Source organism: Parashewanella sp. 2304DJ23-3, from assembly GCF_056591695.1.
Genome location: NZ_JBWQOH010000001.1, coordinates 262,574 through 275,631, shown reverse-complemented (window position 1 = coordinate 275,631; position 13,058 = coordinate 262,574). Strand labels below are relative to the sequence as shown.

The 13,058-nt window shown below is 38.2% G+C and carries 12 protein-coding genes; 8 read left to right on the top strand and 4 right to left on the bottom strand.

Annotated elements, in window-relative coordinates; all coding sequences use genetic code 11:
- The first annotated feature begins 63 nt into the window (after positions 1-63).
- Entirely contained in the window at positions 64-867 is an 804-nt protein-coding gene (locus AC1EU2_RS01265; protein WP_480296170.1) for an SDR family oxidoreductase, read from the top strand.
- Between the two features lie 36 nt (positions 868-903).
- Here AC1EU2_RS01265 and AC1EU2_RS01260 read toward each other — a convergent pair whose 3' ends face one another.
- Together AC1EU2_RS01260 and AC1EU2_RS01255 are read right to left on the bottom strand one after the other, a co-directional pair.
- Entirely contained in the window at positions 904-2,241 is a 1,338-nt protein-coding gene (locus tag AC1EU2_RS01260; RefSeq protein ID WP_480296169.1) for an RsmB/NOP family class I SAM-dependent RNA methyltransferase, read from the bottom strand.
- Positions 2,242-2,330: 89 nt separating this feature from the next.
- Positions 2,331-2,999, bottom strand: a complete 669-nt coding sequence (locus AC1EU2_RS01255; protein WP_480296168.1) for a glutathione S-transferase family protein — start codon at positions 2,997-2,999, stop codon at positions 2,331-2,333.
- Positions 3,000-3,163: 164 nt separating this feature from the next.
- On the opposite strand from AC1EU2_RS01255, the gene dbpA reads away from it, so the two are divergent.
- A complete protein-coding gene (dbpA, locus tag AC1EU2_RS01250; protein ID WP_480296167.1) occupies positions 3,164-4,555 on the top strand; it encodes an ATP-dependent RNA helicase DbpA in 1,392 nt (463 codons plus the stop codon).
- A gap of 89 nt (positions 4,556-4,644) precedes the next feature.
- Here dbpA and AC1EU2_RS01245 read toward each other — a convergent pair whose 3' ends face one another.
- Complete coding sequence (locus tag AC1EU2_RS01245) at positions 4,645-5,298, bottom strand: RluA family pseudouridine synthase (protein WP_480296166.1); 654 nt, start codon at positions 5,296-5,298, stop codon at positions 4,645-4,647.
- Between the two features lie 203 nt (positions 5,299-5,501).
- Positions 5,502-5,681 carry a hypothetical protein gene (locus AC1EU2_RS01240; RefSeq protein WP_480297052.1) on the bottom strand — a complete coding sequence of 60 codons (180 nt, stop codon included), beginning with the start codon at positions 5,679-5,681 and terminating at the stop codon, positions 5,502-5,504.
- On the opposite strand from AC1EU2_RS01240, the gene AC1EU2_RS01235 reads away from it, so the two are divergent.
- From AC1EU2_RS01235 to AC1EU2_RS01210, 6 genes are all read left to right on the top strand, one after another.
- Complete coding sequence (locus AC1EU2_RS01235; RefSeq protein ID WP_480296165.1) at positions 5,662-5,838, top strand: hypothetical protein; 177 nt, start codon at positions 5,662-5,664, stop codon at positions 5,836-5,838. The two genes, AC1EU2_RS01240 and AC1EU2_RS01235, sit on opposite strands and share 20 nt — an antisense overlap.
- A 181-nt stretch (positions 5,839-6,019) precedes the next feature.
- The gene (locus AC1EU2_RS01230) at positions 6,020-7,273 is read left to right on the top strand and encodes an HlyD family secretion protein (protein ID WP_480296164.1); all 1,254 of its coding nucleotides are present in this window, start codon (positions 6,020-6,022) and stop codon (positions 7,271-7,273) included.
- A gap of 9 nt (positions 7,274-7,282) precedes the next feature.
- Positions 7,283-7,975 (top strand): ABC transporter ATP-binding protein, encoded by a 693-nt coding sequence (locus AC1EU2_RS01225; RefSeq protein WP_480296163.1) that lies wholly within the window; start codon positions 7,283-7,285, stop codon positions 7,973-7,975.
- Positions 7,972-10,431: an ABC transporter permease gene (locus AC1EU2_RS01220; protein WP_480296162.1), complete on the top strand. Its 2,460-nt coding sequence runs from the start codon at positions 7,972-7,974 to the stop codon at positions 10,429-10,431. Before AC1EU2_RS01225 ends, AC1EU2_RS01220 begins: the two co-directional genes overlap by 4 nt.
- 77 nt (positions 10,432-10,508) lie before the next feature.
- Positions 10,509-11,840, top strand: coding sequence for a sigma-54-dependent transcriptional regulator (locus AC1EU2_RS01215; protein ID WP_480296161.1), 1,332 nt, complete (start codon positions 10,509-10,511; stop codon positions 11,838-11,840).
- The gene (locus tag AC1EU2_RS01210) at positions 11,833-13,053 is read left to right on the top strand and encodes a sensor histidine kinase (RefSeq protein ID WP_480296160.1); all 1,221 of its coding nucleotides are present in this window, start codon (positions 11,833-11,835) and stop codon (positions 13,051-13,053) included. Before AC1EU2_RS01215 ends, AC1EU2_RS01210 begins: the two co-directional genes overlap by 8 nt.
- Positions 13,054-13,058 lie beyond the last annotated feature (5 nt).

The following is a 13,058-nucleotide window of genomic DNA, read 5'->3' as shown; positions in this document are numbered from 1 at the left end:
TTTTAGCAAAAGGAGCTTGCCAATTTGTTTTAGAAAGAACGAATTGGGAATTGAATAATATTTATGACAATACATGCGATTATTACTGGTGGTTCAAGTGGTATAGGTAAGGCTGTTGCAAAATTATTTTTAGGGCAAGGGCATAAGGTCACTCTTATTGCTCGATGTGAAACTAAGTTGAATCAGGTTATGTCTGAGTTTTCCTCGGTACTTTCAGATAGCGAACAGCTTGATTTTTATTCCGCAGACGTTGCAGATGAGATACAAATTAATCATGCAATTAAGCAAGCGGCTGACAGCTCAGAGTTAAAAAAGGTGTTAATTTTATCTGCTGGTCTTGCAGAGCCCGGTTACTTTGAAAATACGGATACGACCACGCATAAGAAGTCGATGGATATCAATTATTTTGGCAGTTTATATCCAATACAGGCCATTTTACCTTATATGAAAAAAGAGCGTTCAGGTCATATTGTCATGATTTCGTCTGGTGCAGGGCTCGTTGGGATTCATGGGTATACTTCATACAGCCCAAGTAAGTTTGCGTTACAAGGGCTGGCTGAATCAATGCGTTCAGAACTAAAAAGTATGGGGATAAACTTGAGCATTGCTTTCCCGCCAGATACAGACACTCCAATGTTAGAGCAGGAAATGCTAACTAAACCACCCGAAACTTGTGAGATCACCGGAAGTGGTTCACTTTACTCTCCAGAGTTTGTTGCTCAATCTATTTTAAACGGGATCAATAAAAAGAAGTTTTCAATTTATCCTGGTAAAGAAATGTATTTGTTAGGGAAGCTGCACAGTTTTATCTATCCTGTGCTTAATTGGTATTTTGATAGAATCATCGGAAAGCATCAAAAGCGATGATAAAGGATTACCTTTATCATCGAGGTGACAGGCACTTTATTTTTTGACCATTTTTGCGACAAACATTCCGTCGCTATTTGCTTCATAAGGCCAAATGGTTAAATACGACTTTGCTTCTCCAGTGAAAGGATGAGTAAGCTTAATCAATTCAAATTCAGAGTTGTCCGCAAGAAAGGCATCAACAACGTGTTGGTTTTCTTTATCCAACAGTGAGCAAGTGGCGTAAATTAATGTTCCACCTGACTTAACTGCTTGGGCGCTTCGAGTCAGAATGTCCAATTGTAGGCTTGCGGTTGCTGCCACATTATCTAACGTATCTGTCCAGCGCATGTCTGGATTACGGCGCCATGTTCCTGTACAGGTACACGGTGCATCAACCAGTACACCATCAAAAAAATTTTCTTTTACAGGTAACGTTTCACCTTTCCAATACTGAGTTTTTATCAGCTTGGTATTCGCACGTTTAGCTCTTTTTGATAATTCTTCTAACGCCGAAATACGAATATCGGAAGAGATAATTTTCCCTGTCGCTTTTGATGCTGCGTCATAGTTCATCAATGATGCTAATTGCAAGCTTTTACCGCCAGCACCAGCACAGGCATCCCACCATTGCTCATTCGATTTTGGAGAACAGATATTACCAATCACTTGAGAAGCAAGATCCTGAATTTCAAGTTTACCATGTTGGTAAGCTTTTACTTGAGGCAAGTTAATGCTTTTGGAACCAAGATTTAAAGCGTCGCTGAAAAACTCGCTACGCGAAATGTTGATATCATCCGATTCTAATGAACTAATAACCGTTTCCGTTTCTTCAAATTGAGTACGTGCCCATATAGGAGGGCGAGATAGCATGCTGGTGGGAAGCTTATTCTGCTGCTCTTCATTTAGCTGGATGTGTGACCAAAACGACTCAGGTAACAGTTGCGTAAGCTCAAATTGATGTTGTGAGTACAAGCTTGCAATTTTATCTAACTTATCATCTTGAGCTTGTACTTTAGCGAGTACATCTGCGTCTGTTTTACTCAACTCAGCCCAAGCTTGAACTATAGGTTCCCATGAATGGTTTTCTAAAAGTGCCGTAGCCAATAATAATTTTATGGTTTCAGTATCGACGGTAACCAGATTATGAGAACTTGAAAGGTTTTGTTTCAACCAGCCCCACCAACGGAAAAGCCCAAATAGAGTTTCACGGATAATGCGGCGATCTTTAGAGCCATGCTTTTTATGTTCACGAAAATAGTTGGCCAAAACTCTATCGGCGGGTTTTTGGGTCGCCATCACCTCAGAAAATAAATTTAAGATAGTATTTGCGTAACTCAACGCCCGCTTTTGAGCTGGAGTTGAAGCAATAAGTTCTGAATTTGAATGGGTCATACCGCCACCAAGATAGTGTATCTAATCGTAAAGGCAGGGATTTTAGCACATACATTAATTAGGTATGTGCTAAATAATTACGGTCTGATTTATTTAGTAACCATTTGCTGGATGCGCTTAATTTTTTCTTCATCTGATAAAGTAGAAGGTTCTGGCATCATTATTCCTTTTTGAACAGCGGGTCTTTTTGCGATTTTTTCTAGCCAACGTTGTAGATGGGTTAGGCCTTCAATATCAACACCGCTCCAGTCATAGATTCTTACCCATGGCCAAGTTGCCATATCGGCGATAGTGTATTCATCTCCAGCAAGGTAATCTGTTTGTTCAAGTTGAGTATTCATGACTTCAAAAAGGCGACGGCCTTCTTTTTGATAACGTTCGATAGCAGCAGGGATCTTTTCTGGAAAGTAGCGATTGAACACATTGGCTTGCCCCATCATTGGGCCAACGCCGCCCATTTGGAACATTAACCACTGCATAACTCGTGAGCGAGCTTTTTCATCTTTTGGTAGAAACTTACCTGTTTTCTCGGCTAGGTAGACTAAAATTGCGCCTGATTCAAACACGTTAAAGTCATCATTACCTCTGTCGATGATCGCTGGAATACGGCCATTTGGGTTCACAGCTAAAAATTCAGGTTTTTTTTGCTCATTAGTAGAAAGATGAAGTTCATGGAGCTTGTAATCGATGCCCATTTCCTCAAGTGCAATTGAAACTTTGTAGCCATTTGGTGTAGCCGCAGAATATAAGTCGATCATTAGGAATCTCTTTTAGTGAATATAATAATGAGATTGCGCCTCAATAGATTAGTTTCAAGTTTAGTTTGTTTATTTGATAGTTGGTTGGGTTATAAGCGATAAAAACCACTTTTTCTGTTAAACTGCCGCACTGAGTAGTCTTCCTTCCTTATAGAGATTTTATTTTGAGCCAATCCAAACCATCATCGGCATTTTCGTCACTGCCGTTAAAAAGTGAGCTAACTTCAAACCTTGAGACAATGGGGTATGAAAAGATGACGCCAATTCAAGAGCAAAGTCTACCTTTAATCTTGAAAGGAGAGGATGTCATTGGTCAAGCAAAAACAGGCTCTGGAAAAACAGCAGCATTTGGATTAGGGCTGCTTAATAAGTTAGATGTAAAACGGTTCAGAATTCAATCTCTTGTACTTTGCCCAACCAGAGAACTTGCCGATCAAGTTGCTAAAGAAATTCGAACGTTAGCGCGTGGAATTCATAACATTAAAGTGCTTACACTTTGTGGTGGTGTTCCAATGGGGCCACAAATTGGCTCATTAGAACATGGCGCTCATATTATTGTCGGCACTCCAGGACGAATAACAGATCACCTGAGTCGTGGGCGCTTAGATTTAAGTAACGTTAATTTACTCGTATTAGATGAAGCCGATCGCATGTTAGAAATGGGCTTCCAAGATGCATTAGATCAAATTTTGGGTGAGACACCACATCAACGTCAAACCCTATTATTCAGTGCAACTTTCCCTAAGCAAATAAAAGCGATGACTGAGAGCATTATGTATGCTCCAAAGCACATCACGGTTAAAGAAAAACACGATAATTCGTCAATTGAACAGCACTTCTATTGCTTAAAAAATAACGAAGAGCGCATGAAGGCGTTACGTTTATTATTGCTACAAAACCGTCCTCAAAGTGCAGTAGTATTTTGTAATACTAAACGTGAAACACAACAAGTTGCTGATGAGCTAGCTGACTTTGGTTTTAGTGCAAAAGCTTTGCATGGAGATTTGGAGCAGCGAGACAGAGATCGAGTATTACTGCAATTTGCCAACAAGAGTTTGAATGTTCTGGTAGCCACTGATGTAGCCGCTCGTGGTTTAGATATTGATAATCTTGATGCCGTATTTAACTATCATTTAGCTTTTGACTTTGAAGTTCATACTCATAGAGTAGGACGAACCGGTCGTGCAGGCAGTAAAGGCTATGCTTACACTTTTTATACTGAAGAAGGCTACATTACTGAGCTCATTGGTGAGTCATTAGGCAAGCGAATTAGCAGTGAACCGTTACCTTCTGAAGCGATAATCCATGATTTGCCTTCAGTACCTGATATGAAAACCATACAGATTGATGGTGGTAAAAAACAAAAGCTGAGACCTGGTGACATTCTTGGCGCACTTACGAATGGTAAAGAGATTACGGGTGATCAAATCGGTAAAATTCATATTACTGACATTCGTGCATATGTTGCGGTAAATGCCAAAATTGCTAAAAAAGCGGTGAATAAATTGACGAACGGCAAAATCAAAGGAAGAAGTTTTAGAGCTTGGATGATGTAATACGCTCACTTAATACAAGCTAAAAAGTATGTCTGTATTTTTTAGCTTGTATATGATTACAAATAAACGTTAATGCAATTGTGGAAGTCCTAAAAAGGATGCGGACTGATAAACGTCATTTCTTCTTTGGATGTTGGGTGTGAAAATGTCAACTTATGAGCATGCAGGCTTAAACGTCTTCTCATTTTGATAATCTTTTCAGATGCATAAAAGTCATCACCTAAAATAGGGTGACCCAAAGCCAACATATGTACTCTTAGCTGATGAGTACGTCCTGTTTCAGGAGTCAGCTTGATTAACGAGTTATCGGCTCTTTCTTCAATAATTTGATAATGAGTAACAGCCTTACGTCCATCTTTTCTCGGTTTTTGAAGTGGAACTCTTTTCTCATCTTTACCTAGGCTTAGATCAATCGTCCCTGTTTTTTTAGTTAATTTCCCCTCAATTTCTGCAATATATTCTTTTTGAGTTTCTTTATTTTGAAATTGGGTTTTCAAGTTAGATTCAGCTTGCTTAGTACGGGCAAACACCATGATACCAGACGTATCACAATCTAAGCGATGTACCAAAATCGTTTCAGGATAGAGTTTTTGCAGACGAGTAATCGCACTATCAAAAGTGTGAACAGCCATACCGGGGTTGGAGAGTAATCTCGGTGGTTTATTGATAATAATAATATCTTCATCAATATAGCGAAGATCTAACCAGGGGACTGAAGGCGGTGTATAAGTGAAAACCTGCATTATTAATCCTAGAAAATCGGGCAGGGGATTTTAACTTAATTTATGTTTGTTTGGAACGCTGAAAACGACAGTTGAGCGCATAAGGAATAGCTGTAATCGTGCTTTCAATAGTAAAGTAAAGTAAAAGAAAGCCGAAGCTCTCCTTTATTTAAACGTAATAAACACAAGATTGAGGTTATTCCTGTGATCCTACACTAATCAATTCAGCAGGAATTACAATAGGACGCTCTAGAACGGTTCGCGAACTCATCATCATCTTCTGGAGTCGTGAAAGTGAGGTTTGGTTCATGAGTGTCGGAAAGTGTAACGGTATCTCCGGTTAACTGGCGGCAGTGATAAGACCAGATTTCTCCGTCAGAGTCAGTGGCTGAAGCCGTTAATATTACTTCAGTATTTTCATTTGCAGTTGCATTTTTGACCGTTACAGTAGGGGCTTGGTTAACCGGTTCTTCAGGGATGACTTTTTTCTTAAAACACTCATCATATTTACTCCTTGATTTGAGTAAAAAAGAACTTATAACTTCAGCCTTAAATATATAGATATAAAAGATTTATTCATCAAACCTTCGAAGATTAAATTTAAAAGCGAACAGGAAGGATTCAAAAGCGAACATATTTTATGAATCGAGTAAGTGAAAGCGCTTATAACTAGCCATTTCATGGGCTTTTTACTTTTGGCATGCTTTTTCTATTACCTCTTTAAATCTTTTAGGGGTGAAAAATGAAAATAGAAATTGAAAACCATAAAAAAAGGAAAAAAACAAAAAGGTTGGCATTAACTGTTTCGTTAACGGCAATAATCGCATTGTCGATTTTGGGTATTGCATACCAGCCAACACCATCCATTGATGCAAATGAATTAAAGCTGGTTGAGGTGCAACATGGTGATATTGATGTTATGGCACCTGTTTTTGGTGAATTCAGCTCTAAATATGAAAGGCTGATTAATGCGCCAAGTGAAGGTGTGGTTACTGAAATTATTTTGCGTGCTGGGTCAGATGTGAATGTAGATTCTGTAATAGCAACGTTATCTAACCCAGATTTAGAGCAGAATCTTGCAGATGAAAATAACCATTTATTACAACTTAAATCTGAATATCAAACTATGACACTTCAAAAGCAAAGTGAGCAGCTCAGTACTCAGTCACAATTAGCAGATATCGATAATCAAATTAAAACTGCTGAACTCGAGCTCAATGCCAATCAAGAATTAGCAAAGCATGGCATTGTTGCCAAAATTGAATTTGAAAAAGCAAAACTCAAGCATCAGCAGCTTATTAAGCAGCTAGAGTTCAACCAGTTTCGTTTTGAAAAGCAAAAACAAATGCACCAAAAAGAGTTAGCGCAAAAGCTATCTCAAGTGGAGCTTCAGCAGCAAAAAGTTGAATTAGTTAAAAGCAAAATTGATGGTTTGACGATAAAGGCTGGCATCGGCGGCACGCTTCAACAACTTAATGTTGAGCTTGGGCAAAGACTTACAAAAGGTGCATCGATTGCTAAAGTTGGCTCTAAAGACGAGCTTATTGTCGATTTGAAAATTCCACAGCGCCTGTCAAATAAAATCCAATATGGCGCATTGGTAGAAGTGCACCATAAAGGTCAGAAACTCTTAGGCGAGATCTCACAACTCAGTTCAGTGATTGAAAATGGTTTTATCAAAGCCGAAGTCAGTTTGAATCAGGATACTTTTAACGGAACAAGACCGTCGCAACCAGTTAACGCTTATGTGTTTGTTGAGCAGGTAAAAAATTCCCTTTATGTAAATCAAAAGCCAGGGCTGGTTCCACTTACTACTCAAGATTTTTTTATCCAAAACTTTTCAGATATCAATTTCCTAAAAAAACAGTCGCTGCAATTTGGTGAATTATCACAAGGCGTGGTGATACTTAAGTCGGGCGTAAAAAAAGGCGACAAAATATCACTTAACGACTTATCTCAATGGCAAGAATTTAATAAAATCAACATAGAAAAATAAGGAAATACAATGACAACAATAGTTACCTTAAAGGACATCAATAAGCTTTTTCTAAAAGGTCAAATTCAGACTCATGCGCTAAAAGACATCAACATTGAAATTAATGAAGGCGAGTTTGTTTCGATTTCAGGGCCATCAGGTTGTGGTAAGTCAACATTGCTGAGCTTACTGGGGTTATTAGACGCACCAACTTCTGGTACTTATCAACTCACAGATATCAATGTTGAAAGCTTAAGCGTCGATCAACGCTCTAAAATTCGTAATCAATATATTGGTTATGTATTCCAGTCATTTAACTTAATCGATCATCTAACAGTTTTTGAAAATGTTGCTTTGCCGTTGGAGCATAGAAACGAAAAGGTAAGAAGTATAAAACAAGCAGTTGAAGATACTTTAGCCATTGTGGATATGCAAAGTCATATCCATCATAAACCTAATCAACTTTCTGGTGGTCAACAACAGCGTGTGGCAATTGCTCGTGCTTTGGTGGGTAACCCTAAAATTTTGCTGGTGGATGAACCTACCGGAAACCTAGATAGCCGCAATGGTGACTTGGTGATGCAAGAGCTAATTAAGCTCAACAAACAAGGCGTGACGATTGTGATGGTGACTCATGATGAAAGATATAGTTGCATGGCGAGTCGTCAAATCAAGTTATTTGATGGTGAAGTCATCGTTGAGCATCAGGAGGCGGTAGCATGAGTTTTTATCTACGTGCGTTGCGTCATGGTGTAATGCGACTTTTTTCGATGCCTAGATTAACGCTACCTGTTTTATTAACCTTGAGTTTAACGCTTGCAGCCGTACTAACTGTAGTAGCAATGAGTTCTAATTTGATTTTTAAACCGTTGCCAGATCTTCATAATGAAAAGAATACTTATAAGCTTGATTTTTTATTAGAAGCTAATGCAGGTTTTTCACTGAATTTCTTGAGTGATATTGCTTTGGCGAATATGCAAGATAAATTTCAAGGGTACGGAAAGTTCGCCTCTTTTACGCCTCATGAATCAACAGTTAGTGTGTTCGATACTCGTTTTCCGATTACAAAAATTGAGGCAACGGATAATTTTTTGTCGGATGTAGGTGGGCAACTATTATTGGGGGAAACGCCAACTAAAGAAAATTCATTTCAAAGTATTTGGATATCGAAACGCTTATGGCAATCTGCTTTTAATGGTCGCCAAAGTGTTATCAATGAAACTATACAGCTTGGAAGCGATAAAGATTCATTTCAAATTAAAGGTGTAATCGATAACTTTTCTAGTTTCAGAAAGTATGAAAATCATCAACAGCAAGTTTGGCAGTTTTTCCATTTATCCGATTACAAAAATGAAGTAGAAGTTAATAATTTTTTGCATGATGCAGTACCTTTATTTGTCGAAGGTGAAAAGCCTTTTACGGATAAAGATATGACTGAGTTTTGGGAGGACTATTTAGAGAACAGAAATCAAGGTGAGAATCCAATGCCTCCCGAGATGCTTAAGAGTATGAAGCGGTTACAAGGAATAGAAAAGTATCGTGATACTTTATTACTTGAACAAAAAAATATGTTGTTATTTTTACTGGCTACTATGATTATTCTGCTGGTTATGGCAAGCCTGAATTTACTGAGCCTCTTTATCAGTCATTACCAACAACGGACCACAGAATTAGCAATTCAAATCAGCTTAGGTAGTAATAAGCTGAAACTAATTGCTATGGCTTTTTTTGAAAATTTACCTTTGTTTTCATTTTCAGGGATGATTGGATTAATTTGTGCCGCTTGGATTATTCGTTTATTGCCAGATATCGCAGGCAGCAATATTGAAATGTTGCAGTTGATTCATATTGATTGGCAAACCACAGCGATTGCTATTGTTGCTGTGTTATTGATTAATATTGTTTTTTCTTCTTTTTCAGTTAGCAGACTAAATTCAAATAATTTTTACGATCAGCTAAGGGCTGGCAGTAAAGGCGTAATGGCAGGTAAGCTAACTAAATTAAGCCAATGGAGTTTTATACTGCAATTAGCCTTTGCTGCTGTAATGCTTACAGCAACGGCTATGTTGGCAAAGACGGCCTATCAAGATTTATATAAAGATCTTGGATTTAATGCCGGTAACACCCATATCGTTAAAGCAAATTTTTTTGAAGATAGTCGTACTTTACCAGAGGACAACATTCATGAAGTATCTAAAAACCATGTTGCCCATAATCGACAAATTTGGCGAGAGATATCAGCCCAAATTCGAACTCAATTCCCAAATATAGAGGTATTGGATACCAATACTACACCTCATACTTTTCAGGGTTATTCATACGTTATTTCTATGGATCAGAAGAACAATCAGAGTCATTCATTTAAAAAAGTCAGTTTTTCTCATACCTATTTGGATGAATATAAGATACCGCTTTTAGCTGGTAGAACGGTTACAGAGGAAGAGTATCGAACTCAAGCCAATAGCGCAGTGATCAGTGAAAAAGCAGCACGCTTGCTAGTGAAAGATAAACCGCTGGCAGATGCTATTGGTAAAAGAGTGAACAGCAATATTGTGGTTGGCGTTATTCCAAACCTCTATTCTGTCGATGATCCTAAAGGGGAGTTTGGTGTTGTTTATTCGGTAAACCAAATTGATCCAACAAGCATCAGTTTTGTTCTACGTTTACCTGAAGTTGAAAAATTCGATACTGTCGCAATTGAGAAAATTATCAAAGATGGTCACAACGATATTGAAGCTGTGAAGTCGTTTAATGTTCAGCAGAAATACTATGAAGCCACCTTGGATGTTCGTTTGCAGTATTATTTTATTATTGGATTATCGATACTGACGCTTGCGCTTGCCGCATTTGGTAGCTCTGGTATTGCGTTTAGTTTTGCTGAAGTCAAACGCTTTGAATTAGCCATTAGAATGGCGATAGGTGCTTCGAGAGGACGCTTGCTTAACAATACCCTTAAACAGTTTGGTGGACTCATTTCTATTACGCTTGTGCTAGCACTAGTGGTGTCAGCATTGGTTTATTGGGGTGTTCAGCAGCAAGTTACTGTATTACCAGGATTTTCATGGGATGCGTTGTTATTCTTCTCAAGCTTATTAGTTGCGATTGTGTTAACTTCTATTGCTTATGTTGTTTGGCGAGTGATTAACGCTGAGCCAATGCAGGCACTCAGAGAGCTTTGATTTCGACCAAAATAATAAAAAGTAAATTTACAAGGAGCTGGTGGCTGTAGTTTGCTGCCAGCAAAAAAGTTAAAACAATGACGATAAAAACAATTCTAATTGTCGATGACGACCAAGATGTGCGTTTTGCACTCACTCTTTTACTGAGTCATCAAGGTTATGAAGTTTATGAAGCTGATTCACCAGTAACTTGTAAGCTTTTGTTAAAAGAACTTACTCCAGATTTAATTTTACTCGATCTTAATTTCACTCAAGACACTACTTCAGGGCGTGAAGGTTTGTCCTTACTAAAAACATTAGTGCCGCAAAACATTAAAGTGATGTTGATGACAGCGTGGGCTTGCGTCGATTTAGTGGTTGAAGGATTACAAACTGGGGCGGTCGATTTTATTGAAAAACCGTGGGACAAAATATCGTTACTCAATAAAATCAAACAACAATTAGGAGTTGTCAAACTTAAGCCGCTAAATAAAGTGCTTTGGGTTGCAGAGTCAGATGCAATGAAGCGCATCGAGTCATTTATTCAGCAGCTGGCAGCTACGGATGCCAATATTTTGATCACTGGTGAAAACGGAACTGGTAAGTCACTGCTGGCAGAACATATTCATCAATTGAGTCAGAGAAAAACTGAATCATTTGAATCGTTAAACATGGCGGCTATACCTGAAACCTTATTTGAAAGCGAGTTATTTGGCCACAAGAAAGGCGCATTTACTGACGCCAAAAACGATAGAAAAGGTGCATTCCAACGAGCGGAAAAGGGTACATTGTTTTTAGATGAAATTGGTACATTGCCATTTCATTTACAACCAAAATTATTACAAGTGCTCGAAAACGGCTGCTATACCACATTGGGCGCAGATGAAACACTTAAAGCTGATGTAAGAATTATTGCTGCAACCAATGCTGATTTAGATGATGCCGTTGAAAACTCACGTTTTAGACAGGATTTATTATATCGACTCAATACCTTTACGGTTGAAATACCAGCTTTAAGAAATCGCAAAGCAGATATTATTCCTTTGGCGAAAGCTGCTTTAGATCAGTTAGCAACAAAATACCAAAAACTTATTCCAGAACTTTCAGAGCCTGCGCAGCAAAAACTGCTCAATCATAGTTGGCAAGGAAATGTGCGTGAATTAAATCATGTTATGGAGAGAGCCATGTTGTTTTGTGGTGGTAATCAAGTATTAGCAGAGCATATTCAATTAGCTTCAACCAAAAAGAAACCAGCAGCTAGTGAATCAATTCCTGAGCTGAGTCTGGCTGAGTTAGAAATGCAGAGAATTGTTGATGTAATGGATAAAGCTGAAGGGCAAGTTGCGGTTGCTGCTAAAAAGTTAGGAATATCAAGAAATGCGCTTTATCGACGTTTAGAAAAATACCAACTGGCAGAAGAATATGAATAGACTTCGGCTGAGTTATTTCACTCGAAAAACAGCTTTGGTTCTAGCCTTGAATATATTGATACTCGGATTGATTACGTCGAATCTATTTCTGATTTCTGAAGACTGGCTAATCACAGCTTCTGTGTCATTAGTATTTGGATATGTGTTGTTGTATTTGTCAATGAACGCTTTGGGAGCATATAAGGCCAACTTTGAGCAACTTGAAGCTTATTTACATATGCGAAACCAAGGTTCAAGTAATATTAGTTTGGTATTCGATAGTGATGACTCACCCTTTAAAAATGTGGCTAATTTAATTGGAACAAATTCTCAAGAAAGTTATCAACGCATCTCGACAGTGTTAGAGAGTATTTTTACAAGTTGGCCGATGCCGATTGTGATTTTAGATGAACGTAATCAGCTTATTTTCTTTAATCAGGCTTTCTATCAAAAGGTTAACTTACCTCTTATCTACGGTATGGCATTTGATGAGTTAGGCTTTAAGGCAGAGTCCAATAGAATAGGCCATGCATCATTTGATAAAAACTGGCAGCTGAAAATGTTTAAGTTTGAAACGAATAAGATTGTTATGGCCCATTCTATTGCTGATGAGCTTCAACAAAACCGTTTTCAAGTGCAGCAGCAATTAATCAGAGTGCTTTCACATGAACTGAATAACTCACTGACACCAATGGCCTCACTAGCTGATACACTGCTAGATTTACCAAAACTACCAGAGGACACGACACGAAAGGCACTAGAGCGAATTAAAGACCGAAGTGAATCATTGCTAACTTTTGTAAGTGGGTTTAGACATTCTAATAACCTTCCTGAGGCCAAAAGTGAGCGATTTGAGTTAATGCAATTAATATCTAAAGTCGCAAATGATCAAAAATTAGAGTTTAAGTTTCAAGGTGAGCGGACTTTAGTTGCCGACCCAATATTATTCGAGCAACTGCTGATCAATTTGATGAAAAATGCCAGAGAAGCATCAGCGATTGAAATAGAAGTCTCTAATTTTCATAAGGCAGGTATGCAAGTAGTTTTAGTTTCTGATAATGGTCAGGGCTTCAAAAATTTGAATAATATTTTTGCACCTTTATACACTACCAAAACCCATGGTGAAGGGCTTGGCTTATTTTTATGCAAAGAAATAGTGACCAAGCATAATGGAGAAGTATCCATTGCAAATCTTGAACAAGGTGCGCAAATTAGGATTGAGTTACCTCTTTAATTAAA

What these genes read in the sequence shown, in the direction of transcription:
- AC1EU2_RS01265 (WP_480296170.1), top strand. Translation starts at nt 64, where the DNA reads ATGACAATACATGCGATTATTACTGGTGGTTCAAGTGGTATAGGTAAG.
- AC1EU2_RS01260 (WP_480296169.1), bottom strand. Translation starts at nt 2,241, where the DNA reads ATGACCCATTCAAATTCAGAACTTATTGCTTCAACTCCAGCTCAAAAG.
- AC1EU2_RS01255 (WP_480296168.1), bottom strand. Translation starts at nt 2,999, where the DNA reads ATGATCGACTTATATTCTGCGGCTACACCAAATGGCTACAAAGTTTCA.
- AC1EU2_RS01245 (WP_480296166.1), bottom strand. Translation starts at nt 5,298, where the DNA reads ATGCAGGTTTTCACTTATACACCGCCTTCAGTCCCCTGGTTAGATCTT.
- AC1EU2_RS01230 (WP_480296164.1), top strand. Translation starts at nt 6,020, where the DNA reads ATGAAAATAGAAATTGAAAACCATAAAAAAAGGAAAAAAACAAAAAGG.
- AC1EU2_RS01225 (WP_480296163.1), top strand. Translation starts at nt 7,283, where the DNA reads ATGACAACAATAGTTACCTTAAAGGACATCAATAAGCTTTTTCTAAAA.
- AC1EU2_RS01220 (WP_480296162.1), top strand. Translation starts at nt 7,972, where the DNA reads ATGAGTTTTTATCTACGTGCGTTGCGTCATGGTGTAATGCGACTTTTT.
- AC1EU2_RS01215 (WP_480296161.1), top strand. Translation starts at nt 10,509, where the DNA reads ATGACGATAAAAACAATTCTAATTGTCGATGACGACCAAGATGTGCGT.
- AC1EU2_RS01210 (WP_480296160.1), top strand. Translation starts at nt 11,833, where the DNA reads ATGAATAGACTTCGGCTGAGTTATTTCACTCGAAAAACAGCTTTGGTT.